The sequence below is a fragment of the Luteithermobacter gelatinilyticus genome (assembly GCF_005849285.1).
Lineage (GTDB): Bacteria > Pseudomonadota > Alphaproteobacteria > Sphingomonadales > Emcibacteraceae > Luteithermobacter > Luteithermobacter gelatinilyticus.
Genome location: NZ_CP040517.1, coordinates 81021 through 107500, shown reverse-complemented (window position 1 = coordinate 107500; position 26480 = coordinate 81021). Strand labels below are relative to the sequence as shown.

The window sequence follows — 26480 nt, the reverse complement described above, 5'->3', positions numbered from 1 at the left end:
GCGTCCGGGAGACTGTTTCGATCCCGTCCGGCACCGCCTGCGCAAAGCCGGGGGGCGAATTCGCCAGTATGGTGTTGACTATCTGGCCTATGCCCTGCTTGATGCCGTCGTGGACGGCTATTTTCCGGTCCTGGAAAAATTCAGCGACACCATTGACAGGCTTGAAACACGGGTCCTTGACGATCCGACCGAGGACCTCATTGAAGGGATTCACCATGTGCGGCGGGATCTTCTGACCCTCAGAAGGGTCCTGTGGCCCCAGCGGGAAATGCTGCGCCAGATGATGCAGGACGACAGAAGCCTGATCGAAGAACGCACCATTCCCTATTTCCGGGACTGTCTGGATCATGCCATTCAGCTTCTGGACATTCTGGAAACCCATCGCGAACGCGCCTCGGGGCTGATGGATTTATATCTGTCAAGCATCAGTCACAAAATGAATGAGGTGATGAAGGTGCTTACCCTGTTTGCCACCATATTCATGCCTTTGGGGTTCATCGCCGGGCTTTATGGCATGAACTTCAATGCGCAGATTTCCCCCTGGAACATGCCTGAGCTAAATTTTTATTACGGGTATCCGCTGGTTTTGCTGCTGATGCTGTCTCTCGCCGGGGCAATGATTCTGTATTTCGCCCATAAGAACTGGATCCGGTTGCCCCCCAAAACCAGAACCCGAAATCATAAAAAACAGAAAAGATCGCCGTCCCCCTAAGTATTTTTTGAGTGTTTTCCCAGCCCGTCACAATTCCCTCTGGACCCTGTCAGGCGGCCCCCGGCCGCAAAGGGCATATTTGACGCTGTCCCGCCTGATGGCTCCCAGAACCGACATCCCCTGCGATTTGCCCACCAGGGCAAACAGTCCCACTCCCCCGGCAGGCAGCGGCAGGAGTGGACCGCTGAACAGACAACAGCCGCCGCAGGGGCTCTGTCCTCCCGGTGAAGACGGCGCGTCATCACCAGAAACAGACCTCTCTGAATTTCCCTCCCAAATTCCCCCCGAGATTCCCTCCGAAATTCCTTGGGGACCGCAAATCAAGGATAGAGCCGTAATCAAACCATGCGGCAGCCCGGCAGCCCGTGACACCAGCGGCGCCAGCGCCGGCACAAGCCCCTGACACAGAAGCGCCAGCACCAACAACAGCATCAGTCCGGCGGGTGAGCCGGGCCCCGTTTGCCGGCCCTTTTCCGAAGGCCCTGCTGGAACCTGGAAAAGGCGGGAATGGGTTTTGCTGCAACAGGTCATGCTCTGTATCCGGGTTCTCAACACACTATAGGGAGGCAACGCCTCCCCCGGCACGGATGGGGGCAGGTTTCACCGGGGATGATATAATCAGTCATGGAATGTGCCGGCGTTGATCCTGATCAAAAGCCGAAAAAAAATCGCAAAAACGCTTAGGGGTCGGCAAGGCTGTCTGAGAGTCCGCTTCCTCCCAAGGAAAACGATCTCTCTGAGCGGCACACCACCCCCTATTGTCCGAACATATTGCCCGACCATATTATAAGACACTCTGCGCGCCTCATTTCCTCAAAACTTTCCTTTCCATTCCTGCCTTTTTTTCATAGAGTTATGGACATGAAATTAGGACGGGATCGTCACACGCGATACCGCCGGAGGCTGGTCCCTGGGACCCTGTAGAAAAACACTGGCCTGTAGAAAACGCTGAACAGCGAACACTCCGGCACGCCTCGCCAGTTCCAGTTCTATGGCCAAAAATGGAAAAAACCATGATTATCGGACCTAAAAGAAAATCCTGGATCGCCCGAGGGCTTTTAATGATCACCTTTCTGCTCGGCGCGGGACTTCTGATCTTGGGCGCGGGGGCGCACCTCAACCTGTGGACACCACTTACCGCGTTTCGCCTGACCATTGCGCTCAGCTTGTATGGCGGCAGCGCTGTGGCTGTGCTGTCTCTGATTGGTCTTGCCCTGCTTTCCCGTAACAGACTGGTGCAGGGCATGTTCAGCCTGACCGTCACCCTGATCGCCGGACTCGCACTGAGCGGTCCGGTGTTGTATCTGATGATGACCAAAGGCGGTGTGCCGCCCATTCATGACATCACTACCGACACCACCACGCCACCGCAGTTCACCTTTCTGGTGGGCAAGCGCGGAAAAGACGCCAACTCCCTGATTTACGGTGGCGCCGATACTGCCCGCCAACAACAGGCCGCCTATCCCGGCATCCGCCCCCTGATGACCCCGCTGACGCCGGAAAAAGCATTTGAGGAAGCCCTGGCCACCGCCCGGGCGTTGGGCTGGGAGGTCATCTATCAAAATCGGGACTCCGGGCATATTGAAGCCACCGACAGGACGTTTTGGTTTAATTTTGCCGATGACATTGTGATCCGCATTACGCCTGCGGAGCAGGGCAGCCGTATTGACCTGCGTAGTGTTTCCCGTGTGGGCGTCAGCGACCTTGGGGCCAACGCCAAGCGTCTTTCCCGCTTTCTGGCGGCCTTCCCGGCAACAGCTCCAGCGGCCGGTTAAGACACAAAATTTCCACTGTATCGTATTTTTTGATTATTTTTTATCATTTGATAAGAAATATGCTATAGGATTGCGAAACATCACAGGGTTGTGCGACGAAAGAATAAAACAATCTGGCCTACAAGAAAGTCGATCTCTACACCCTCAGCGAGAGGTGGTCACCGCATGTGACAGTCGAACAAACGGTCAAACCAGAGACAGTCGGAACAATTGAGAGGGATGCAATTTGGGCGGGGCGGCAAAACCAGAGGTCGGGACAAAACGTTCCCTTGTCTCCTCCGGACATTTTCCGGCGATGGATCATTCCCTGAGTGCAGCCATCCTGCATCAGATGGATACCGGAATCCTTTTGCTCGACCGGAATAAAAACATCCTAGCGATCAATAAATGGTTTTACGATCATTGTGATCTGCCCGACAAACCGCTTGCCGGGAAAAATTTCCTCGATATTTTTCCGGGTCAAAAAAACAGCCAGTTGGACAAGTCCATCCATGCGGCCCTGAAACACCGCATTCGTTCTATCCTCTCTCCGGACATGAATCTTTCGCCGCTGCCGCTTTTTATCCGGGAGGATAGCCCCGAAAAGGGATCCAAAGAACACAAGACGAAAAACAGCGAGACAGGAAAACGGCCCTTCAGTCATACCATCACCGTCAAACCCGCCAAAGGCCCGATGAACGCCCCCCAGTGCCTGATCCAGGTCACCCGGTTGAGCCCGACCACTCTGCGGGAAGCCCTGCTTTATGAACAGACCCGCAAGATGATGGAGGTCGCTGAGAACCTGCGCCTGACCAAGGAAATGGCGGAACGCGCCAACCGGGCCAAGTCAGAGTTTCTGGCGCTGACCTCCCATGAGCTGAGAACTCCATTGAATGCCATCATCGGTTTTGCGGATATTCTCAGTGACGAGCTGCTCGGCCCGCATCAAATCGCCCAATATAAGGAATACTCGCAGGATATTCGGGATGCCGGCCAGCATTTGTTGAATGTGATCAACGACATTCTCGATTTATCCAAAATCGAAGCCAACAAGTTTGAACTCAACGAAGAACATGTGGACGTGGTGGAAATTATCCGCAGCGTGGCCAATATGGTCAGCCGGAACCTGAAACAAAGCGGCCTCGCCTTGATTTGCGACTGTCCCGACGATCTGCCGGATCTGACTGCCGATCGGCGCAGCCTGAAGCAGATGTTGCTGAACCTGGTTTCCAATTCCATTAAATTCACCCCCGATGGCGGCAAAATCCACATCTGCGCCGCCCTGACGGACAGCGGGGAAATGGAGGTATCCGTCCGCGATAGCGGCGTCGGCATTGCCCGAGAAGACATTGAGCATATTCTTGAACCTTTCACCCAAGCATCCTCTCATCTGAACCGCAAAACGGAAGGTACCGGGCTTGGTCTCACATTGGTGAAAAAAATGATCGAACTGCATGGCGGTCGCCTGATTCTGGAAAGTGAAATTGGCCGGGGCACCTATGTGGCCCTGATCTTCCCACAGAATCGGATCCATCATCTCTAGAGTGAATTGTGAATAGATTGGCTCAATTCACCCTAGACCTGGCAAGTCTTAGATTAAGTCGTAAACTAAGGAAATGAGCCGGGGAAAGGAGCCGGGGAAAGGAGACGGCCGGGAAAGCCTTGCTTTTGCCTCAATGGCTTATTAGAACATGATGTATGGGGATTGGACCCTTCCGGGCGACGTCATGAAAACGCAGTAACAGTGTCTGACATAAATGCCCGACCCAAATTTCCGGCCCCCAATTTTCGGCCCCCAATTTTCGGCCTCTTGAACCACCGTGTCCCCGGAATATATATGACGGGCATGGGGTACCGGAAAGCAGGCTGCCGGGGGTATGGGGGATGCCCCTGTCCCACAGCAGTGTTTCAGGACATTTCACTTGACGAGCGGACAGCATCTGAATGACTTTAAAAAACGCGTTTAAATTTACCAGCTGTTCCTATGATCCGGCAGAAGCCACCATTTCGCTGAGTTATGCCTATGACGAAGGCCCGGCGTTCACCGAAACTTTGATTTTTGAGGGCGCCAAAACCAGCCTCACCCCGGCAGAAGCCATCGCGCTGAACAAAGTAATCCGCCAGTTGCATCTGGCCGCCGGTATCAGCTATTACAAAGCCTTCTGCCCGCCTGAAATCATTGTGGCCAACGGCCGGCTGTCCCGAGAGGAAGCAGACTTTTTCCGAAAATTCTATCTCTTGGGGCTGGGAGAGTTTGCCGTCCAGAACAATCTCGACCTCCGCAACCGGCTGTTTTTCCCGATTGCAGAAGAAGCCGCTCCCGAGGCCAGCCCCCTGCCCCTGCCCAAGAGCTGCGCTGTGCCCATTGGTGGCGGCAAGGATTCCGTTGTTAGCCTGGAAGCCCTCAAACAGGCGGGCCTCACCCCGCGCCCGTTGGCCATCAATCCCACCCGCCCAATCCTCGACGTCATCGCCCGTAGCGGAACGCCCTCCCCTATTTTCATTCGCCGCAAGTTGGACCCCGCCCTGTTCGCCCTCAATGAACAGGGGGCCTATAACGGCCATGTGCCGATTACGGGGATCTTGTCTTTTGCCATGGCGGCGGCGGCCATTTTATACGGCTATGATACCGTGATTATGTCCAATGAGCGTTCCGCCAATGAAGGCAATTTGGCCTATCTGGATCTCGACATCAATCATCAATACAGCAAGTCGCTGGAATTTGAAGAAGACTTTTCACGTTTCATGACGGCGCATGTGCTGAAAAATTTCAACTATTTTTCCCTGCTTCGTCCTCTGTCGGAAACCGGTATTGCCTGCCTGTTTGCCCGTCATGAACAGTATTTTGACGTGTTCAAAAGCTGTAACAGCAATTTTCATATCAATGAAAGCCGGCGCCGTTATGGATGGTGCTGCGACTGTCCCAAATGCCGTTTTGTGTTTCTGGCGCTGGCGCCTTTTGTGGGCCGGGACAAAATGACCACTATTTTCGGCCAGGACATGCTGAGTGAGGCCGCTCAGGAAGACGGGTTCCGCGAACTGTTGGGACTTAAGGGACATAAACCGTTTGAGTGTGTAGGCGAGATTGCCGAATGCCGCACGCTTATGAAAAGCCTCATGATACATCCGGATTGGCAGAACAGCCCGCTGGTGCAGAAACTGGCGGCGGAAATCCCCGATGCAGCCCTGTCCGGGGATGACCTGAGGCGCGAGGCGCTGAAAATGAGTCCCCATCATCACCTGCCCGAGAGCTACTGGACCCTGCTTCATGACTATATCGGAACTGGATAAGGCGCGTATCGCCATCTGGGGGCTGGGCCGGGAAGGCATGTCCGCCTATCGTTTCCTGCGCCGCTGTTATCCCGCAAAAAGACTGATTCTGGTAGACCGGTCCCCGCCCAAGGCGGCCCTGATGGCAACCGATTCCCGGCTGGACTTTGTTCCGGAAGAAAAACTTTCCACTCTGGGTGACCAAATCGACGTCGTGATCAAATCCCCCGGCATATCCCTGTATCGGGACGACATCGCCCAATTGGAACGCCAGGGGGTGCGGGTCTCCTCCTGTACCAATCTCTGGTTTGCGCTGGATAAACCGGGCAAAATTATCGCCATAACCGGCAGCAACGGCAAAAGCACCACATCCTCCCTGCTGCATCACATTCTCTGCACGTTGGGCCACAAGGCACTGCTGGGCGGTAATATCGGCCGGCCGCTGCTGGATCTGATGGAGGAGCCCGACGCCAGGGATGCCGAATACTGGGTTCTGGAACTGTCCAGTTACCAGACCGCCGACCTGAAAGGGCGTCCGGATCTGGCGGTACTGCTCAATCTTTTCCCGGAACATATCCAGTGGCACGGCACCCACGAAACCTATTACCGGGACAAGATGAACCTGCTGCGGGACGACACGGTACCAGCCTTGCTTAATCATAAGGATGCGCTGACCCGCCGGTATCTCGCCGAGCGGAAGCGGGTGACCTGGTTCAACCATCCTGAGGGGCTGCATTGCCGGTCAGGCCAGCTCTATCACGGCGACAGGATATTGGGGGAAACGGACAGCTTTCCCCTGTCCGGCGCCCATAACCGGGAAAATCTGTGCGCGGCGCTTGCGGTTTGCGAGGTTCTGGGACTGGACCCGAAGGCCGCGTTCAGGGCCGCGTTGGACTTTAGGGGGTTGCCGCATCGTCTGGAACCGCTCGGTCGGCTGGGCCGCCATTATTTTTATAATGACAGCATCGCCACCACCCCGGAGGCCACGATGGCGGCGCTCAATGCGCTGGACCGGCCGGATATGTGTCTGATTGCCGGCGGACAGGACCGCCAGCAGGATTATCGCCATCTGGCCCGGCTGATTACTGAGCGAAATCTTCATGCCGTAATTACCGTCTATGAAACCGGGGACAGGCTATATGACTGTCTTAAAACACAAAAATATCACGGCAAGCTGGAAAAGGTCCTTTCCCTGGAACAGGCCGTGAGGCGGGCCGTGGAACTTACCCCGGCAGAAGGGGTGATACTACTTTCCCCCGCCGCCCCCAGTTATGATGCCTTTCGCAATTATGAACAGCGCGGCGACATGTTCCGTGAAGCGGCAAAAAATGTTATAGGGAAAACGCATTAAAGTAATCTTTACGCTTTGGGCAATATAATCAGCCCTTAGCCTATCAGATGCCTCTTATAAGAAAGTTTGCGGATCAGCATCATGCGGTTCAACAAAACATTTCTGCCTATCGCCATTACGATCTGTTTTGCCTGTGCCGCAATCATTGGCAGCCTGTTTTTCACCTATTACAGCATTCGGGATCTGACCCGCAGCAACCATCAACATATGGTCCGCCTGTATCTGGAAAACCTGCATTCGGAGATCCAGGCCATTGCCCTGGACAATAGCGTGTGGGATGAGGCGTATCAGAAAATCACGCTCGAAGGGGACCAGTTCTGGATCGATAACACCTATGGCACCAGTGAATTTCTTGGTGGGCGCCTGCATGGTATCGCGCTTATCCGGCAGGATCAAAGCCGTTTCCAGCAATTTACCTATAAGGGTCATGACGGATATAAACTGCCCGCAGATTTTCGCGAAACCCGCCTCGATGATTTTATCCGCCAGATTAAAAGACCCAATGTTCGGGCCAACAAACCACAGCTTTTTTATGACACCCTCCGGGGCAATCCGGTCTTGTTCAGCCTCCACCCCATTGTACCGCATGCGGACATGTCGCTTCTGTCGGCCTCGCCTGACACGTGGGATCTCATGCTGTTCTGGAAAATATTCACGCCCGGAGAACTGAAACTCATCAGCGACCGGCTTAAGTTGGGCAACCTTTATGTCACCCAGACCCCGCAGGAAAACAGCTTTCCGCTCCCGGGCCTTGACGGCACCGCCTTGGGCTATTTGTCCTGGACCGGCGATGATATCCCGGTGCGCTCCATGTCCTTACCGGTCACCATCAGCCTCGGCATGTTCCTTATCCTGGGTCTGGCCAGCACCATCAGTTATTTCAGGGTTGCTGACCTCGTCCGCAACCTGGACAGCGCACGACAAGACGCGGAAAAAGACCATCGCATCAAATCGGAATTTCTGGCCACCATGAGCCATGAACTGCGCACGCCGCTGAATTCAATCATCGGCTTTTCCGAGGTTCTGGACACGGAAATCCTCGGCAAACTCAACCCGCGCCAGAAAGAATATGTGGGGTATGTCATCACCAGCGGCAATCACCTGTTATCGCTGATCAATGACATTCTTGACATGTCAAAAATAGAAGCCGGGAAATATGACCTTTATGAAGAAGAGGTCGATCTTTGTGAATTGATTGAGCAGTGCCATATTCTGATGCAGAACATGGCCGGCGAAAAACACATCCGCATGGAAACGGTCTTCCCTGACCCGCCGCCCCTGATCAAGGCCGACCTCAGGGCGATGAAACAGATTCTGCTCAATCTGCTCAGCAACGCCCTCAACTATACTCCCGTGGGGGGCGGGTTATTACTCGGGTGATGCCGCAACAGGACGGCACGTTACGCATCGAGGTGGAGGATAACGGCATCGGTATTTCTCCTGACAAAATATCCCAGATCCTCAAACCTTTTGTACAGGACAACCGTAAAAAAACCGAAAACGAACAAAGTACGGGGCTGGGGCTGGCCATATCCCACGGCCTGATTAAGCTGCATCAGGGCGAGCTGAGCATCGCCAGTGAAGTTCAGAAGGGCACCACTGTCAGGCTGACCTTGCCCCAGGAGCGGCTTCTTTCTGCACAAAACTAGGGTGAATTGGCGAAGGGCTGGATTGCCGCCTGCGCGGTAAGGACGACGGAGAGGCGGCAAGGACAAGGAAGGGAAAACCGTCATCGCGCTCTCCCCCCAAAGGGGGAGAGTGTGGCGGCGTTCTTTATCTCTTTAGAGAGACAGGTTAGTGGGACAGGTCTTTTTCCGCTTCGAGAGCCGCCATGCAGCCCATGCCGGCGGAGGTGACAGCCTGGCGGAAAATATCATCGGTCACATCGCCCGCCGCATAGACCAGCGGCACACTGGTGCGTGTGGAATCGGGATCGGTGATGATATAGCCATTGTCCTTCATCTTGAGCTGACCCCGGAACAATTCGGTGGCCGGCGCATGGCCGATGGCGATGAATACCCCATGTACGGGAAGCTCGCGGGTCTCCCCGGTTTTGGTGCTTTTGATACGAATGCCGGTCACCCCCAGCGGGTCTTCCTCGCCCAGAACCTCATCCAGCTGATGATCCCAGATGACCTCGATTTTTTCATTGGCGAATAGGCGTTCCTGCAGAATGCGTTCGGCGCGCAGTTCATCACGGCGGTGAATCAGGGTCACCTTGCTGGCGAAATTGGTCAGGAAAATTGCCTCTTCCACGGCGGTGTTGCCGCCACCGATGACGGCCACTTCCTTACCGCGATAGAAGAATCCGTCACAGGTGGCGCAGGCGGAAACCCCGAAACCCTTGAATTTTTCCTCGCTCTCCAGGCCCAGCCATTTGGCTTGGGCGCCGGTAGCGATGATCAGGGCATCACAGGTGTAGACCTGGCCGCTGTCGCCTTTCAGGGTATAGGGACGCTCGGACAAATTGACGTCAATAATATAGTCGTTCACCAGTTCAGTGCCTACATTTTCGGCCTGGGCCTTCATCTGTTCCATCAACCAGGGACCCTGGATGGCCTCGGCAAAACCAGGATAGTTTTCCACATCGGTGGTGGTGGTGAGCTGTCCCCCCGGCTGCATGCCCTGAATCAGCACAGGTTTCAGCATGGCCCGGGCGGCATAAATTGCAGCGGTATAGCCGGCAGGTCCGGATCCGAGAATAATCAGTCGAGAATGTCTGGGCTCTGAGGCAGGGGCATCTGACATAAGCGGCTCCTTTACATACTTTCTTTGTAACATCCCAAAAAAAGACCAGAACCGGACCTCCCGTCTCTGGGTTCCACTCTTCGGCCTTTCCTGTGTTGTAACAGATAGGATTAGCCGATAAAGTTTCAATGCGCAATTGCGAGATTATTTTTTTAAGAATTAAAATGATTAAAAAATCAAAACCCTATGGCCGCCCGTTTCGGCCTTGGCGAAGATGAAGGATCGTTATGAAAAAGGCCGGAAGTGAAGTTAAGTCCAGATATGGTCCTTACCCAAATATGGTCCTTGTATAGTCATTCAGAGGAGATCAGCATGCCAGTTCACGACAAAAAAGTTCACGACAAAGACGTTCGGGGCAGGCCAATTCACGAGAGGGCGCCAATGGTGTTTCGAGCCGGATTTCGTATCTTTTTTCTTCTTGCGGCATTATTGGCGGTGGTGATCGTGCCCTATTGGGTTCTGGTCATTTCCGGTCAGGGCGTTTTTTTATCGGACTATTTTACTCCGGTGGGCTGGCACCAGCATGAAATGATTTTTGGGTTTCTGGGGGCGGTTATTGCCGGCTTCCTGTTCACGGCGGTGCCCAACTGGACGGGGCGGCCCGTGGCGGGGGCAACAGGGCTGAGCCTGCTGGCGTTGCTCTGGTTTGCGGGGCGGCTGGCGGTATGGCTGGCGGACTGGATGCCCGAAGGCGTGGTGATGATTGTAGATGTCGGGTTTCTGGTGGCCTGTGCGGGGGTCATCCTGCCTGTCCTGGTGGACAGCGGCAACAAACGCAATTATTTTATTCCCGTAATTCTTCTGGTTCTGGCGGGACTTAATCTGTTGTCCCATTTTCAGGCGACCGGGCGGCTGGACTGGCCGGAGCAGCGTATTTTTCTGCCGGCCGTGCTGCTGATCGTGTTGCTGATGAATGTGATTGGCGGGCGTATCGCTGCGGCCTTCACCCGCAATAAATATCCCCAGATCCGCCAAAGCGAACGGCCTTATCTGCAACCTCTTTCGGGGGGACTGATCCTGCTGACGGCACTGGCTGTTCTAGCGGGAGCGCCGGCGGCAGTGGTCGGCGGGCTGGCCGCACTGGTGTTTCTGGTCACGCTGGGCCGTGCGGTGGGTTGGCGGGGCTGGAAAGTGTCCCATGATCCATTGCTGTTTATTCTGCATCTGGGGTATTACTGGCTTGTGGCCGGCTTTGCGTTGCTGGCGGTGGCTCTGTTGACAGAAACCATAACCTTAAGCCATGCACTGCATGTTTTCACGGTGGGCGCAGCGGGGTCCCTGACGCTCGGAGTGATGAGCCGGGCGAGTCTTGGTCATACCGGGCAGCCGCTGAAAAACGAGGTGATTCTGACTGCCATGTTCGTTCTGATCAATCTGGCGGCCCTAAGCCGGGGGGTCCTGCCGCTGCTGACACCGGAATCGTTTCTGCTGCTGATGAGCCTGTCCGGGGTGTTCTGGTTTGTGGCTTATGGCCTGTTTCTGGTCCGCTTCACCGGTGATCTGATGCGTCCGCGTCAGGACGGCAAGCCGGGCTGAGCGACCATGTCCATGGCTGCTGCCGACGGTCCGGCGCGAATTGCGATTATTCGCCCAGGGTCTTGCCCTTGAACATTTCCCGAAGCGCAGTTTTCAGCACCTTGCCGGTGGCGGTGTGAGGCATTTTTTCGATAAACACCACTTCATCCGGCAGCCACCATTTGGCGACGCGGCTTTCCATATAGCTCAGTATTTCTTCCGCCTCCGGCGCGGGGTCCCGGGCGGCCACGCAGATCAGCAGCGGGCGTTCCTGCCATTTGGGGTGGGGCAACCCGATCACGGCGGCTTCGGCAATATCAGGATGGCCCATAGCGATATTCTCCAGATCAATGGAGGAAATCCATTCCCCGCCGGATTTAATGACATCCTTGGAGCGATCGACAATATTCATATAGCCGTCCGCATCTAGGGTGGAGACATCGCCGGTATCAAAATATCCGTCGTCATCCAGTATGGTCTTGTCTTCCTGTTTGTAATAACTTTTGGTGATCCAAGGACCCCGCACCATCAGCCGTCCGAAACTTTTTCCATCATGAGGCAGTTCCCGACCTTCATCATCGACGATTTTCATTTCCACGCCGAACACTGGGCGGCCCTGTTTCAGTTTAAGGGCCATTTTTTCCTCTTCATCGAGATGATCATGTTTGGGCAGCAAGCGGTTGACCGTGCCCAGCGGGCTCATTTCCGTCATGCCCCAGGCCTGATTGACAGTGGCGCCGAAAATCTTCTCCAGATCGCGGATCATGGATTGGGGGGCGGCGGACCCGCCAACGACAAAGGACTGGATGGGCAGGGAAGAAAGGTCCTCACGGCCCTGTTTGCGGACATGCTGGATCAGTGCCAGCCACACGGTGGGGACGCCCAGCGCCAGGGTGCAGCCTTCCTTTTCCAGCAGGGAAAGGATATTGGCACCGCCCATGTCATCCCCGGGGAAAACCAGTTTCGCGCCCGTCAGCGCCCCGGCATAGGGAGTGCCCCAGGCATTGACATGGAACATGGGGACGATAGGCAGCACGCTGTCGCGCCGCCCGATATTCATGGCATCCTTGGTCGAAAGGCCGTAGGCATGCAGGATGGTGCTGCGATGGGAATAAAGCACGCCTTTCGGATGGCCGGTGGTGCCGGAGGTGTAACATAGCGAACTCGCCGTATTTTCATCCAGCGTCGGCCAGTCGAAATGGGTCTCTTCTGGCGCGATCAGCTCTTCATAACAGACGGTGCGGCTCAGGCTGCTTTCCGGCATATGCAGCTTGTCGGTCATGATCACAACGGCCTTGACCTGCTTGAGCTCCGGTTCCAGTTTTTCCAAGAGCGGCACAAAGGTGAGATCCACAAACAGATACCGGCATTCGGCATGATTGATAATATAGCTGAGCTGTTCGGGAAACAGGCGCGGGTTGATGGTATTGAGAATGGCGCCCATGCCGGAAATGCCGTAATAGAGTTCCATATGCCGGTAGCTGTTCCAGGCGATGGTGCCAACACACTCCCCCTGCTTCAGGCCAAGGCGCGTCATGGCGTGGGCCAACTGGGCGGCCCGGCGTCCCATTTCGCCATATGTGGTGCGATGGATCCCCCCCTCTATGGCCTTGGAGACAATTTCGCTGTCCGCATGATAACGTTCCGCATGCCTTAGCAGTGAAGAAATCAACAAAGGATGATCCTGCATCAGTCCCATCATGTCCTGCGCTCCCGTGATTATATGTTTGCCCGTAGTTATATGTTTGTATGTGTCGTGTTTTTTTATGGGGTCTTCCCTACTATCTCATATTTTGCGGAAAAGTAAATAAAAACGGTCGTTTGTTTTATATAAGGCCTGACGACAGTGGATGGGGTCGTGGGGCAGAAATGAGAGTATTCAGGGAGCGATGGCCCGAGAGGCCGCAAGCCGGGGCAACCAGAAACTGGACAGCATTGCGAGAGCCAGCATGGCGGCGCTGGCGGCGAGACAGGCATTGAGACCCCCCCATTGATAACTGAATCCCGAAACGATGGTGCCCAGAAGCCGCCCGGCCGCATTGGCCATATAATAAAACCCCACATCCAGTGCCACATGGTCGCGGCTGGTGAGGGCCAAGATCAGATAGGAGTGCAGGGCACTGTTAACGGCAAAGACAACCCCGAACAGCGCCAGCCCCCCCAACACGACAAGGGTATAGTCCAGTGGGCTGTAACTCAGGGCCAGCATGGCCAGTGGCAGCGCCGCAAGCAGGCTCAGCCATCGGCAGCTGGCGCGCAGTTCTGTGGTCAGCCCGCCCGGGCCGATCCGCAAGGCTTTCGGGGTTAGCGCCTGCACCACACCATAGCCGATGACCCATAGCGCCATCAGCCCGCCCACCCCTGCAAAATCCAGCCCAACGCCTTCATACAGGAATAAGGGCAGGCCGACCACAAACCAGGCATCCCGCGCTCCGAACAGAAACAGCCGGGCGAGAGACAGCATGTTGATGGCCGGCGATTTGGACAACAGGGTGCGAAACGGTGTTTTGCGTCTGGGTTTGCCGAGCGCGCGCGGCAGAGCAATAAGGTTGGACAATAACACGATCGTCAATCCGAGGGCCATCATCCAGAGAGCAGCACCAAAACCGAGCCCGCTCAGCAACAGCCCGCCGAGGAAAAACCCCACGCCTTTGAGGGTGTTTTTTGATCCGGTGAGCACCGCGACCCATTTGAACAGGGGGGAGGTTTTGCGACCCGGATCCGTCGGCACAATGAGCTTGAGCGCACTTTTAGCGCTCATCTTGGTGAAATCTTTGGCCACGCCCGAAAGTCCCTGACACAGCAGCACATAGATGACCGCCATCTCGCGGGGCCAGCTTTCCTGAAGCAAGGACAGCAGGAGCAGCGCCACAATCTGCATGGCAAGCCCCAGGTTGAGCGTCAGGGAAAGCCCGAGGCGATTGCCCATCCAGCCGCCCACAAGATTGGTCACAATGCCGCAGATTTCATACAGCAAAAACAATGACGCCAGTTCCAGCGGACTATATCCCAGCTTGTGAAAATGCAACAGCACCAGCATCCGCAACGCCCCGTCGGTGAGCGTGAATCCCCAATAGGCGGCGGTGACAATGCTGTACTCACGAAGTCCCGTGTGCGGCATGATCGTCGCCTCACAGCTGCCGGGCCACCAGGGCGGCCAGCTCCATCATGCGATTGACATAGCCCCATTCATTGTCATACCAGGCCAGGATCTTGACCTGTCGGCGATCCACTACCATCGTGCTGGGGGCGTCAATAATGGCGGAACGGGGATCATTCAGGAAATCCACGGACACCAGCGGTCGTTCCTCCACACCCAGAATATCCTTGAGAGTGGTTTGCGCTGCCTGTTTGAACAGGGCATTGACCTCTTCGGCCGTGGTGTCCTGCTCCACCTCGAACACACAGTCGGTGAGCGAGGCATTCAGCAACGGCACCCGCACCGCCAAGCCGTTCAGGCGTCCTTTCAGTTCCGGATAGATGGTGGTGATGGCGGTGGCGGATCCCGTCGAGGTGGGAATCAGGGACAGCAGCCCTGACCGCGCCCGGCGCAGATCCTTGTGGGCCCCGTCGACCATCATCTGGGTGTTGGTCACGTCATGGATGGTGGTGATCACCCCGTGGCGGATGCCGAGATGCTCATGAACCACCTTGACCACGGGGGCCAGACAGTTTGTGGTGCAGCTTGCGGCGGTGAGGATATGGTGACGGGCGGGATCATATCGGTCATGATTTACGCCCATGACGATATTAAGCCCCCGTTCTGTGGCCTCCGTGCCTTCCTCGCCCCTGAAATCTTTCAGGGGGGCAGAAACAATCACCTTGCGGGCGCCGTTTTCCAGATAGGGGATCAGCCGGCCTGTTTCCCGTCCGACACCGGTACAGTCCAGAACGATGTCAATATCCGAAAGGGGGATCTGGTCCTTTTCTGCAAAAGACGTAAGGGGAAGGGACATGCCGTCAATCCGCAAATGAGCATCATCATAACTGACAGGACACGACCAGCGGCCGTGCACGCTGTCGAATTCCAGAAGATGCGCTGCCTGCATGGGGGTCATGGCGTTGTCATTAAGGCCGACAGGAGACAGCCAGTGGCGCAATTCCGGCCGGTCCATGAGACTCCGAAGTGCCAGCCGCCCCATGCGGCCAAAGCCGTTGATCAAAATGGTTTTGGACATATTTGTTATTCCTGTTGACAATGGAGTTTGTTATTCCTGTTGACAGTGGAGCGGGCGACTGAGCCCCAGACAGATTTCGCCACTGCCCTGACAGCAGTCTTCCACCAGAAAGGCCAGGAATTTTTCCATCTGGGCATAGTCGGCCCGGTAGATGATGTGTCGCTGGACCTTTTCGGAAAGGACAAGGCCGACTTTTTCCAGTTCGGCAAGATGATAGGACAGGGTCGAATTGGGTATCCGCAGCACCTGGGCAATGCGGCCCGCATTCATACCGGCATGGCCCTGCTGGACGAGCAGCCGGAACAGTTCGAGACGGGTTTCTTGCGCCAGTGCGGCCAGAATATGAACAGCTGTTTTGTTTTCCATACTTCCATATTTCCAGAATTATAGAAATATTTCAATAAGAATTCGGAATGTCATGAAAAATTCACCAAATATCAGGCAGAAAATATCAGGCAGGACGGCACTAAAGAGGCGCTTTTGGTCGCCAGCGACGTAGCAATCATGTCGTTACTGTCTGTACATCGCCACACCCACTGACACAAGTTCGCGCTAACGCAAGTTCGCGATGACGTTTCCCTTCATTGTCCATGCCGCTTCTGCTTCTCGTTGGTCATTGCCGCCTCTTCCTTCGCCATTGCCGCGAAGGCGGCAATCCAGCACCTCTCCAAAGGCGTTCCGCCCAGATTGTCCGGGAGGACTCTTAGAGTGAATTGTGAATGGGTCAACCTATTCACAATTCACTCTAGAATAAGGACTCTGGGCTCCCGCCTGCGTGGGAGCGACGGAAGGGGCTTCGGGAGGTTGCGTGACGTTGTTTTTTCGGCATCAACAAAGCTTTATATTTTGCGAAAAAAGGCGGGGGCTCACAAAATCTTGTTTGGCAAGCGCTGTAACGGGAGGGCCGTTTCGGATATACTTCAAGAGACACCGGAAAGGATGTGGAGTATCGGAACGGGGAGATACAGAAAGATACAAAAAATGAATCCCAGATTTTTCTGGACCGGCAGCGGACGAGTGCGGGCTTGCTGCGTGACCCTGATGGCCATTGTCCTGACGGTATCCCCCTTTTCCCGCTCTGGCCTTCATGCGGCCCCCGGCCAGCCGGACATCTCCACCGCGCGGGCCTTGTTCCAGAACGGCAATTTCACCGGTGCCGTCAAAATAGCCCAGACGCTGAAAACACCCGCCGGATACAATCTCGCCATTCAGGCGTTGCTGGTCAGGGCGACCTTTCATGAAACCGCCCCCCGTCGCGAGGCCCTGATCCGCAAGGCCCACAACCTGGCACAACAGGCATATGAACAGTTCCCGGACGATACCCTGACCCTGCTCAATGTGGTGGTCACAACCGGCCTGTTAAGCCGCCTTGATGAGATGGACCGGCCAACCCAGATCCAGACCGCCCGAAAAAGCCGCGACCTTCTGAATCAGGCGGAACGGCAGGCGCCGCTTAATCCCATGGTTTATGCCACCCAGGCCGGCTGGCATAGCGAAGTAGTGTATCAGGCCGGACCCCTGGCTATTCTGTTAGGCGCCTCGCGCGAACGGGCCCAGGTGCTGTACCGCAAGGCTCTGGTTCTGGGGCCCGAAGAACTCATCATCCGGCTGGAATATGTGAAATTTTCCCTCAGGAACTTGGCTGAAATTGATTCCCCCGAAGACATTGCCGCCCGCCTTGAAGAAGCCGAACATCATCTGAACATCATCCTCAACAGCGCCCCCCGCATGGCTCTGGATACTTTGGTCCAGGAACAAGCCCGCGACATCCTGGCTGCGGTCAGGACCGGCAAGGCTGGTCCTATTCTGAACACACTCGCCCGGCTTGACCTGATCCCGAAGCGGCGCTGAACTGCGTTACTGCGCGAACCTGTTTTACGGAAGGGCTGTTGTTTACTTTTCCGCCCCCTGTGTTGCCCCCCCATCAACCAGATAAAATTCGGCCTCCACCAGGATCTCCACCTCATCCCCGACCAGTGGCCGGAACGCCCCGGCACCAAAAGCCGACCGGCTGAATCGCCCTGTGGCGGAAAAACCCAGAACATACCGCCCCGTCAGGCTGTTTTTGGCGCCGCCATGAAAAATCACCTCCAGGCTTACGGGGCGGTGGCGGCCCTTCATATGGAGCAGCCCCTCAAGGTGGCCCCGCCTTTCATCCACCACCTGAAGACCCGCCGCTTCAAATCGAATTTCAGGATAGCGGGCGCTGTCGAGGACCTGGGGACCGGAAATGATGGTGTCCATTTCCGGATCGGCAGTATCCACACTGGCGCTGTCAATAATCACTTTGAGCGCCGCCCGTTCCGGCGCGTTCTTTTCCAGCATGAATTCGGCCTCCAGCCGGTTAAACCGGGCCATGTATCGGGAATACCCCATATGATCCACCCGGAAATGCAAAGAAGAATGCACCTCATCCAGCCGGTAGTGCCCGGCGGGAATGTCATTCAGGTCCACACTTTGATTGTGATGGGGCACAAAGACATCCACCACCGTCGCACACCCGGCCAGAATCAGCACCAGACTCAACACCGAAAGCAGCAGCGCCAGCCGTGCGGCCAGTCGGCAAGGGCGTGTGATACAATGAACCATAACCCGCAGTCCCTGTTTTAGAGTGAATTGTGTATAGGTTGACCCATTCACAATTCACTCTATAGTCCCGGCCTCATCCGGAAAAACCATTCGAAGGGAGTCTAGCGGAAACGACCCGCGCCGGGCCAATCACTTTTTCGGCACCATCGACATGAAGAAGCCGGCCCCGCATGGGAGCCGGCCCATCCGCCTGCTGAACGGCTCTGCTTATTCCACAGGACTGGCCCGGAAAGTTTTTTCGTCCAGCTCCCCTTCCCATTTGGCCACGGCGGTGGCCACGGTCAGGTCTCCGGTCACATTGACCATAGTGCGCATCATATCCAGGAACCGGTCAAACGGCAGGATAAAACCAACGATAATAGCCGTCTGCGCATCGGTGATGCCGATACTTCCCATCACCGCTGCAATCAGAAACAGTGACGCCGAAGGCACCGCTGCGGTGCCAATGGACACCAGCGTGGTGGTCAGCGCAATCACCACATAATCCACCAGCGCCAGATCAATGCCAAAAGCCTGAGCCGCAAACAGCGTGACAATCCCCACATACAGCGCCGTGCCATCCATATTGATGGTGGCCCCCATCGGCAGCACCGATGAGGCTACAGCCGGCTTGATGCCCAGATTGTCTTCCGCCACGGAAATGCTGACCGGCAGGGTCGCGGAACTCATGCTGGTGGAATAGGCCACCAGCTGAGCATCCAGAATGCCCGGGAAAAACCGCTTTAAAGGCAGTTTCAGCAGAAACCTGACAATCCCGCCATAGACCACGGCCATATGCAAAAGACAGCCGCCATACACCACCAGTGTGAGGGTGAGGATATTGGTCAGCGTGTCGATCCCCTTGGTGCCGATGACATAGGCAATCAACGCAAACACCCCAATCGGGGCCACTTCCATGATCAGATGGGTCATTTTCAGGATCGCCTCGGTGCCGGAGTCAAATATTTTGGCCAGAGGCTTGCCTTTGTCTCCTACCAGCACAATACAGATGCCCAGAAAAATGGCAAAAAAGATAATCGGCAAAATATCGCCACTGGCCAGAACCTCGACCGGATTGACCGGCACAATGGTCATCATACGTTCGCCCAGGGGCATGGATTCCGACAATGTTTTCGGGGCCGCGCCACTGAGATCAACCCCGCTGCCGGGTTCAAACACCGTGCCCAGCATAAGCCCGATACTAATGGCCAGCAGCGTGGTGACCATATAAGTGACAATTGTTTTGATCCCGATGGACCCCATCTTGGCGGGGTCCCCCATGCCAATAACGCCGGAAACCAGAGTGATGAAAATCATCGGGACAATCAGCATCCGCACCAGACGGATAAACAGGTCCCCCATCCATTTTATGCTTTCCGCATGTTCTCCCAGCAGCAGGCCGGCCGCAATACCCAATATCAAAGCTGCGACGATTCTTTTCCATAATTTTATTGTCGTCCAGAATTTCATTTCTTGTCTCTCAGAATTATTGTTGAATTTTTATCAGCAGGTCGGGCGATCCTAACATGTGATTTTCTGCCCGCAACACCTTCCTGCCACAATACCGCCATATTGCTCCCTGTCTCCGCTTGGATCATATTCTCTTTGACGCCTCCCCCGTTCATTCCCTAGAGTGAATCGTGATGAGATTGCCTCTAAACTGATCCCGGTCTGCACTAAATACTGAAAAAGAAAAGGAGCACCATGTACCAGATCTCAGTCAAACGGATTGAACAGGACCTCTATGATCTCAGCCGCTTCGGCTATAACGAAAACGATCAAGGCGTCTACCGGCAAGGGTTTTCCGAAGCGGACATGCAGGCCCGGCACTGGTTGATGGAAAAAATGCAACAGGAAGGCATGACAGCACGGCTGGACGGGGCCGCCAATGTGATCGGGCGCTATGAAAATGACACAAACCGGGACAAGCCGGCGGTGATGATCGGCTCCCACCTGGATTCCGTTCCCGCCGGCGGCATTTTCGACGGCACACTCGGGGTTATGGCCGGTCTGGAATGCGTGCGCGTCATTCGCGAAAACGCCATCGACCTTTCGCATCCGATTGAAGTGGTCGCCACCAGCGAAGAGGAAGGCCGATTCGGCGGTATGCTCGGTTCCCAGGCCATCTCCGGCGGCATCACCCCGGACTGGCTGGAAACCGCCTATGATCCCTCGGGCGAAACCCTGAAGGACGCCATGGCCCGGTGGGATATGGACATCCATGACGTATTGCACGCCTATCGGCATCCCGATGAGCTTAAGGCCTTTCTGGAGCTGCATATTGAACAGGGCCCCGTGCTGGAAGCCCGCCAAATTCCCATCGGCGTTGTGGACTGCATTTCCGGAGTCTTCAAATGGGTCATTCACCTTCGGGGTAAAGCTTCGCACGCCGGCACCGCCCCGATGGACATGCGTTCAGACGCCTTTATGGGAGCCGCGGACTTCGCCCATGAAATTCCCCGCATTATTGAGGAGGACGGCACCGACCGCAGCCGCCTGACCATAGGCCGGATCGAACTGAAACCCGGGTTTCCCCACACCATCCCCGGCGAGGCGGAATTCACCATCGTCGGCCGGGACACCTGTGCCGAAGTCATGACCAATCTGGCCAATTCCTGCCGGCGGGTTCTGTCCGCCATTGCCCGGCGGCATGGCCTGATGTTTGAATATGAGGAAATGAGCTGGCTGGACCCCAAATCCTGTGACCCGGACATGGTGGAGCTGCTCAAAAGCAAGGCCGAGGCGCGCGGATATAAATATCTGCAAATGCCCAGCGGCGCCGGCCATGACACCCAGTTCATGACAGATATCACCAAAGCCGGCCTGATTTTTGTCCCCAGCGTCGGCGGCATCAGCCACGCGCCAGATGAAATGACTCATTGGGTGGACATTGAAAAAGGCGCTAACCTGCTTCTGGATGCGGTGCTGGAGCTTGCGGCCTGAGGGAGCCTACACCGTGACCGGTTTCGGGCTCGCACTCCATCCCAGCTTCTGCGCCATACTGGCCGCCAGGGCCGGCACATCGGTGGCGATAAAATGTTGATGCAGGATCTGCACCCCCAACATGTGATTCATCAGGGCGTCATAGCGGGTTTTTGTTGCCTGGCTGACGCTGTCATCCCGCATGCCGGCAATGATGTTCTGCACGCCGTCATAATCCAATAATCCGGTTTCCGCCACCCGTTCTTCGGTCAGGTGATCCCGAGCCAGCTTCATCATGGCCGACCATTTGCCTTCGTCCCGGTAGCTGGGCGGGGCCATGAACGCAAATTTTTCCCGTTCATAGAGCACCTTGGGCAGCAGGCCCTTCATCGCCTCGCGCAGCACATATTTTTCCTTGCGTTCCTTGATGCGATACAACGGCGGGATTTTCACCGCGGCTTCGGCCAAATGGTGATCCAGGAAGGCCGGGCGCGCTTCCATGCTGTTGGCCATGTCTACCCGGTCCCCGCCCCAGGTCAGAATCTGCCCTTCGAGCATGGTTTTCGCCCACACATACTGCGCCCGGTCCAGGGGATGACGGTCTTTGAGCATTTCCTCATCCAGCGTGTCGGCAATGGCCTTGCCCGGCGCATATCCACTCAGCGACGCCGCCCGGTCTTTATGCAAGAGGCGCCACACATCATCGGCACAGCTCAGCCAGGGCTGCAAGCAACTCGGTGTGAAACCGACCCGTTCGTCCAGCGCCGCATCATGATGGTCCGTTTCCGCCAGCATGGCCCCACGAAACAGGGCATTGGACTCTGTTAGCATATTCTGCCAGGCTTTCTTTTCCTCAGGGCCAAGCTCCGGCAGGCCATGCAGATACAGGTCCTTACGGAAAGACGGATAGCCGGCAAACAATTCATCGGATCCTTCACCGGTCACGACCACCTTGTATCCCACCTCATGCACATGTTTGCTCATCAGGAATTTGGCCACGGCCAGGGTATTGTAGATGGTGCGTTCCGTATGCCACAGGGTTTTTTCCAGATGGCCATACAGATCGTCTCCCTTCAACAGCAAAATATCCTGATCCGCGCCGGTGGCCTCGGCCATTTCCCGGGCAATGGGGGATTCGTCATAATCCTTATCATCAAAACTGATGGTGAAGGCCTTGACGGAATCCTGCCGCGCTGCGGAAGCCAGCCCGAGAATGGAACAGCTGTCAATGCCGCCGGACAGATAACAGCCCACCGGCACATCCGCCTCCAGACGCAACTGCACCGCCTCCAGCAGTTTGGCCCGCACCGTCTCTACCGCCTCTTCCTCGCTCATCGGGGTCTGGTGCGCCGTCATATGCGGGAAATCCAGATCCCAATAGGGGCGGTCCTCGATTTCGAAACGCCGGCCCGCCCCGTCTTTGCAACGACGGATTTTCAGCACATGGCCCGGCTTGACCTGATAGATGCCCTTAAAGGCGGTCGTCCCCGGCACCATGACCTGAATAAGCTGGTGAAACAGTCCTTCATTGTCAAATGCCCGGGGGGCGCGCGGGTCCGCCATGATGGTCTTGACCTCCGAACCAAACAGAACGCCGTCGTCAATCGGACACCAATAGAGCGGTTTGATGCCGAACCGGTCGCGCACCAGATAGAGGGTGTCTTCCTCCCGGTCATAAAGTGCAAAAGAAAATTCGCCGCGCAGATGTTTCAGGGCTTCGTCAAGGCCATAGCGGCGATAGAGATGCAACATGATTTCCGAATCACTTTTGGACCGAAACCGCTCCCCCCGGCTGGTCAGGTCCGCCCGGATTCGTTTGAAATCGTAAAATTCGCCGTTATGGGCCATCAACAGCCGCCCATCATCAGAAACAAACGGCTGACGCGCGCGTCTTTCGTTCAGGTCAATGATCGACAGCCGGGCATGGGAAAAACCGATTCCCCGATCATCAAACGTTTCATACCCGAATCCGTCCGGACCCCGATGATGCTGGATCGCGGCCATGTGAACCAGGGTCTGGGGATTGACCCGTTGTGAAGGATCGTGATGAAAAATTCCGGCAATGCCACACATAGAAAAATTATACCTTTATATCAGAAAGTAAAAGTTGCGGGATTATGGATAAGGTCTGCCCGACGCAGGCGAGCGCCCTAAATGACGTCCATGACCCTTTCGGTCCGCTGGACCATACAGGTCAGCAACGCCATGCGTACAAACACCGCGCCGCGAGCCTGGGCGAAATACCAGTTATGGGGCGTAAGGTCGAGGCTTTCGCTCAACTCCTCGCCCCGGGCAAGGGGATGCAGAATAATACTGTCCTTTTTCAACGGCGATGAACTGTCCAGCCGCATCGTGCCGCCCATGACCTCGAAACTGTCATCCACCCAGGCAATGGAATTGATATACACCACATCCAGTCCGGGGAGTTCGCGGGCAAGGCTATGGGATTCGCTGAGATTGAGGCCGTCTTTCTCCAGCGCCTCTTTCTGCCCCGGGCTGTAAAGTTCCTTGGTCTTACGATCGTGGATAATCACCACCTCCTCGATACTGGCCGAAAATCGACTCAACATGGTCAGCAAACTGCGCACCGTGCGCATGCGGCTGGGCACGCCGATGATGCCGATGCGGATCGGCTTGGCCGACCCGTCAATCAACGCCGGCTTCCATTTCAGAATGGTATAGACATCGGCCATCGCCTGGGTCGGATGCTCATCAATGCCATTGCCGGCATTGATGATAGGGATGCGCAGGGTTTCCATCATTTCGGTAACGGAACGTTCATTATTATCCCGCAAGACCACACAATCCCCGTAATTATTGAACATTTCGCCCACATCTTTCAGCGACTCTCCCTTGGCGATCCCGGTACTCGCCCGGTCGGTGATGGACATGATGTCCCCGCCCAAACGATGCCAAGCGCTTTCAAAGGACAGGCGGGTGCGGGTGCTCGGTTCATAAAAGGCGCTGATCAGGATCTTGCCGCTCAAGGGAGTTGAAAAACGGTCCGGATTGCTCTCGAACTTGGCCGCCAGGCGAAACAGCTGCAGCAGGGTTTCCTGATCAAACTGGCTGGCGGAAACCACATGCCGGTTGGCCAGTTTTTTCAGCAGGTCATGTTCCTCAGCGATTGACCGCAACAGTTCCTTGGGATGCGCATCCCCGTAAATGTCCGGTTTGGTGGGCGTAAACTCCACCGCGCCAAGATCCATTGACGTTACCATAACTTGCCCTCCCGGATATCCTTGACCAACAGGTAAATCAGGACCAGTGGCGTCAGCCCCGTAATCAGTAACGCCGACATGATCAGCAGTTCAAGTCCGATGACAGATATCACGACAGACTCCCTTTCAAGGTTTCAACATTTTCTTCATTCAGGTGGTTCCAGTTAAACCGGGTCGCAGACCCCCACGACAAAACAGCCATGACCAGCAGGGAGGTCGCAGCGGAAATCAGCGCCGCCACATAAAATCCGATGGTGTAATAGCCTATCAGGCCGCTGCCCGTCCCCAAAACCATTGCCCAGCCGGCCGCGTGGCCATTGCCCCGGCGATACAACAGGCCGAAGGCAATCGGCCAGATGGTGCTGGCCACAAATGCGCCGGTAAAATGCAACAGGGAAGCCAGCGTGCCAAGTCGCGGCAGGCACAACATCCAGGTCATTACGCCCAAACCGACAATCACAAGCCGGGCTGCGGTTTTTAATTGTTCATCCGTGGCCGAGGGGCGCAGATGTCCCTTGTAAATATCCTTCAAGATCAGGTCACTGGTCGCCGCCAGCAAGGAATCCAGGCTGGAGGCCAAGGCCGCAAAGACCACCACAAAAACCAGAATGGCCCCCCAGATGCCGAACAGTTTGGACGCCACCAACGGCGCCACCATGTCGGCCATGGGCACGTTAATCTGAAGCGCCGGCGCCGCCAGTGCCAGCAGCCCGGCCACAACCGGAATCGGCAGCCAGAAAATTCCTGCCAGCAGATAGGCCCGAAACCCGATCCGCCGCTCAAAAGCAAACGCCCGCGACCACCAGACATTGGAATGAAAAATTTCCCCAACCCCGAAAAACAGGTTGTTGAACAGAAACATGATCGCCGCCGGGAACAGCAGATTAAGGAGTTCCGGCCGCTCAGCCCTGAGCGTGGTGTGAATCGCCTCGAAGCCCACCTCATCAATCACCAGCGCCGCCAGCAGCGATACCCCGATCACGATCAGCACGGTCTGGATGAAATCCGTGCCGATCACCGCCCGCAGGCCGCCAAACACCGTATAGGCTGTACACATGGCGATCATCACACTCATGCCATAGGCATAAGGAATGCCGGTCAGCGACTGCACCAGAATGCCGCCCGCCATGCCCAGGCTGATCAGCCAGCCGAAACTGTAAAACAGCGAAATCAGCAGAAAAATCCGCCAGGTCACGGAACCATACCGCAGCCTGATGAAATCCCCGCTGGTATACCCATGGGGCATCAGGGTACGGATGCGCCGGGCCAGAGGCGCAAACAGCAAAAGTCCCACCGCCCCAAAGGAATATCCGACCATACCCCAGATGCCCAGCTGATACGCCAGCTGCGGCGCGGTCATGGTGGTGTTGCTGGTCACCCAGGTTGCCATGGCCGTCGCCACCGCAAGCCCCAGGCCCACCTTGCGCCCCGCCAGCATATAATCTTCCAGATTTTTGTTGTTCCGGCCTAGCCACCAGCCCAGCACCACCCAAAGCACCCCAAAAGCAAGAATGATCATCCAGGCCAGAGACGGATCAAGCGCCGCCTGTTCGGTCATAAATCCTTCCCCCGTGTTTGATGATGAGTTGCTCCCCCGCTTTGCCCAGAGGATGATACAGAGGATGATACAGAGGATGACACTGCCTCACGACGGGCAACCCCGCCACCGTGCCAGAGAACGCCGACAAGGATCAGGAACACCCCCAGGCCGATTCCGAAAAAAACCAGGGCCCGGTCCAGAGGGTGATGGCGGATTTCCACCCGGAACGGCGGCCGCCAGTCTCCCTGGTCTGCGCGCAGGCGGAACTGATAAACCCCATCGGCAAGGCCACTGAACGTGGACAGGGTCTGCGGTCCGGCATAAACGGTTTGCCAGCCCTTGCCGTCATTCATCTGTAATTCATAGGTCTCCCCCACGACCCCGGACCACTCGAGCGTCACATAGCCGGCATTCAGCCCGTTATCGGCAATTTGAAGGCCGGGCTTCCGCCCTCCGGCCTCAGACGCCACAGCGGATATCTGTGCCAGAAGCATCGCGAAAAAAATCGCCACAAGAAAAAGCAGGGGAAAGAAAAAGAATCTGCCAAACAGGGTATTTTTAAATATATTTTCGTTTACTAACGTCATCCAAAAAGCAACGCCGCCAATATAAGGCGGCTTTTGTTTGTTCCTCCAAGGGTCCGGATCATAAGGGATCGTCTCGAAAAATTCAACCGCTGGGACACGTTATCTTTTTCCCGG

The 26480-nt window shown here is 55.9% G+C and carries 22 protein-coding genes (1 of these 22 only partly in view); 10 read left to right on the top strand and 12 right to left on the bottom strand.

The genetic code is table 11. The features are described 5' to 3' along the window. Positions 1–712: the 3' portion of a magnesium/cobalt transporter CorA gene (corA, locus tag FE788_RS00485; RefSeq protein WP_138378811.1), read on the top strand. It extends 434 nt beyond the left edge of the window; only the last 712 of its 1146 coding nucleotides appear in the window; the start codon falls outside the window, past its left edge; it ends in the stop codon at positions 710–712. A gap of 27 nt (positions 713–739) precedes the next feature. Here the strand turns inward: corA and FE788_RS00480 are convergent, their stop codons facing one another. After that, positions 740–1243: a DUF2946 family protein gene (locus tag FE788_RS00480; RefSeq protein ID WP_138378810.1), complete on the bottom strand. Its 504-nt coding sequence runs from the start codon at positions 1241–1243 to the stop codon at positions 740–742. 482 nt (positions 1244–1725) lie between these two features. On the opposite strand from FE788_RS00480, the gene FE788_RS00475 reads away from it, so the two are divergent. From FE788_RS00475 to FE788_RS00450, 6 genes are all read left to right on the top strand, one after another. Then, positions 1726–2487, top strand: coding sequence for a DUF1499 domain-containing protein (locus FE788_RS00475; RefSeq protein WP_168190200.1), 762 nt, complete (start codon positions 1726–1728; stop codon positions 2485–2487). 295 nt (positions 2488–2782) lie between these two features. Next, the gene (locus tag FE788_RS00470) at positions 2783–4009 is read left to right on the top strand and encodes a PAS domain-containing sensor histidine kinase (RefSeq protein ID WP_138378808.1); all 1227 of its coding nucleotides are present in this window, start codon (positions 2783–2785) and stop codon (positions 4007–4009) included. A 401-nt stretch (positions 4010–4410) separates the two neighbouring features. Beyond that, the gene (locus FE788_RS00465; RefSeq protein ID WP_138378807.1) at positions 4411–5757 is read left to right on the top strand and encodes a MurL-like N-terminal domain-containing; all 1347 of its coding nucleotides are present in this window, start codon (positions 4411–4413) and stop codon (positions 5755–5757) included. Continuing rightward, positions 5735–7087: a UDP-N-acetylmuramoyl-L-alanine--D-glutamate ligase gene (gene murD, locus FE788_RS00460; protein ID WP_138378806.1), complete on the top strand. Its 1353-nt coding sequence runs from the start codon at positions 5735–5737 to the stop codon at positions 7085–7087. The genes FE788_RS00465 and murD overlap by 23 nt, the downstream gene beginning before the upstream one ends. Positions 7088–7168: 81 nt before the next feature. Next, on the top strand, positions 7169–8467 hold the full coding sequence (locus FE788_RS00455) for a sensor histidine kinase (RefSeq protein ID WP_138378805.1): 1299 nt from the start codon (positions 7169–7171) through the stop codon (positions 8465–8467). After that, a complete protein-coding gene (locus tag FE788_RS00450; protein WP_138378804.1) occupies positions 8467–8736 on the top strand; it encodes a sensor histidine kinase in 270 nt (89 codons plus the stop codon). Before FE788_RS00455 ends, FE788_RS00450 begins: the two co-directional genes overlap by 1 nt. Positions 8737–8881: 145 nt before the next feature. Here FE788_RS00450 and trxB read toward each other — a convergent pair whose 3' ends face one another. After that, the gene (gene trxB, locus FE788_RS00445; protein WP_138378803.1) at positions 8882–9835 is read right to left on the bottom strand and encodes a thioredoxin-disulfide reductase; all 954 of its coding nucleotides are present in this window, start codon (positions 9833–9835) and stop codon (positions 8882–8884) included. A 312-nt stretch (positions 9836–10147) separates the two neighbouring features. On the opposite strand from trxB, the gene FE788_RS00440 reads away from it, so the two are divergent. Continuing rightward, positions 10148–11371 carry an NnrS family protein gene (locus FE788_RS00440; protein WP_168190198.1) on the top strand — a complete coding sequence of 408 codons (1224 nt, stop codon included), beginning with the start codon at positions 10148–10150 and terminating at the stop codon, positions 11369–11371. Between the two features lie 46 nt (positions 11372–11417). On the opposite strand, the gene FE788_RS00435 is transcribed toward FE788_RS00440, so the two are convergent. The 4 genes from FE788_RS00435 to FE788_RS00420 all read right to left on the bottom strand — a co-directional run bounded on the left by FE788_RS00435 (position 11418) and on the right by FE788_RS00420 (position 15894). Next, positions 11418–13052, bottom strand: a complete 1635-nt coding sequence (locus FE788_RS00435; RefSeq protein ID WP_138378801.1) for a long-chain-fatty-acid--CoA ligase — start codon at positions 13050–13052, stop codon at positions 11418–11420. A 177-nt stretch (positions 13053–13229) separates the two neighbouring features. After that, a complete protein-coding gene (arsJ, locus tag FE788_RS00430) occupies positions 13230–14471 on the bottom strand; it encodes an organoarsenical effux MFS transporter ArsJ (RefSeq protein ID WP_138378800.1) in 1242 nt (413 codons plus the stop codon). A gap of 10 nt (positions 14472–14481) precedes the next feature. After that, positions 14482–15528, bottom strand: coding sequence for an ArsJ-associated glyceraldehyde-3-phosphate dehydrogenase (locus FE788_RS00425; protein WP_138378799.1), 1047 nt, complete (start codon positions 15526–15528; stop codon positions 14482–14484). A 30-nt stretch (positions 15529–15558) separates the two neighbouring features. Beyond that, a complete protein-coding gene (locus FE788_RS00420) occupies positions 15559–15894 on the bottom strand; it encodes an ArsR/SmtB family transcription factor (protein WP_138378798.1) in 336 nt (111 codons plus the stop codon). A 615-nt stretch (positions 15895–16509) separates the two neighbouring features. Here FE788_RS00420 and FE788_RS00415 point away from each other — a divergent pair. Then, positions 16510–17379, top strand: a complete 870-nt coding sequence (locus FE788_RS00415; RefSeq protein ID WP_138378797.1) for a hypothetical protein — start codon at positions 16510–16512, stop codon at positions 17377–17379. A gap of 42 nt (positions 17380–17421) precedes the next feature. On the opposite strand, the gene FE788_RS00410 is transcribed toward FE788_RS00415, so the two are convergent. Continuing rightward, positions 17422–18117 (bottom strand): YceI family protein, encoded by a 696-nt coding sequence (locus FE788_RS00410; RefSeq protein WP_138378796.1) that lies wholly within the window; start codon positions 18115–18117, stop codon positions 17422–17424. Between the two features lie 207 nt (positions 18118–18324). After that, the gene (locus FE788_RS00405; protein ID WP_138378795.1) at positions 18325–19566 is read right to left on the bottom strand and encodes a dicarboxylate/amino acid:cation symporter; all 1242 of its coding nucleotides are present in this window, start codon (positions 19564–19566) and stop codon (positions 18325–18327) included. Between the two features lie 234 nt (positions 19567–19800). Here FE788_RS00405 and FE788_RS00400 point away from each other — a divergent pair, with 234 nt between their 5' ends. Continuing rightward, the gene (locus FE788_RS00400; protein WP_138378794.1) at positions 19801–21039 is read left to right on the top strand and encodes a Zn-dependent hydrolase; all 1239 of its coding nucleotides are present in this window, start codon (positions 19801–19803) and stop codon (positions 21037–21039) included. A gap of 6 nt (positions 21040–21045) precedes the next feature. Here FE788_RS00400 and asnB read toward each other — a convergent pair whose 3' ends face one another. The 4 genes from asnB to FE788_RS00380 all read right to left on the bottom strand — a co-directional run bounded on the left by asnB (position 21046) and on the right by FE788_RS00380 (position 26249). Continuing rightward, complete coding sequence (gene asnB / locus FE788_RS00395; protein ID WP_138378793.1) at positions 21046–23091, bottom strand: asparagine synthase (glutamine-hydrolyzing); 2046 nt, start codon at positions 23089–23091, stop codon at positions 21046–21048. A 77-nt stretch (positions 23092–23168) separates the two neighbouring features. Then, positions 23169–24239: an aspartate/ornithine carbamoyltransferase family protein gene (locus tag FE788_RS00390; RefSeq protein ID WP_138378792.1), complete on the bottom strand. Its 1071-nt coding sequence runs from the start codon at positions 24237–24239 to the stop codon at positions 23169–23171. 109 nt (positions 24240–24348) lie between these two features. Next, a complete protein-coding gene (locus FE788_RS00385) occupies positions 24349–25797 on the bottom strand; it encodes a sodium:solute symporter family protein (protein ID WP_138378791.1) in 1449 nt (482 codons plus the stop codon). Further along, a complete protein-coding gene (locus tag FE788_RS00380; protein WP_138378790.1) occupies positions 25794–26249 on the bottom strand; it encodes a hypothetical protein in 456 nt (151 codons plus the stop codon). Before FE788_RS00380 ends, FE788_RS00385 begins: the two co-directional genes overlap by 4 nt. Between the last annotated feature and the right edge of the window lie 231 nt (positions 26250–26480).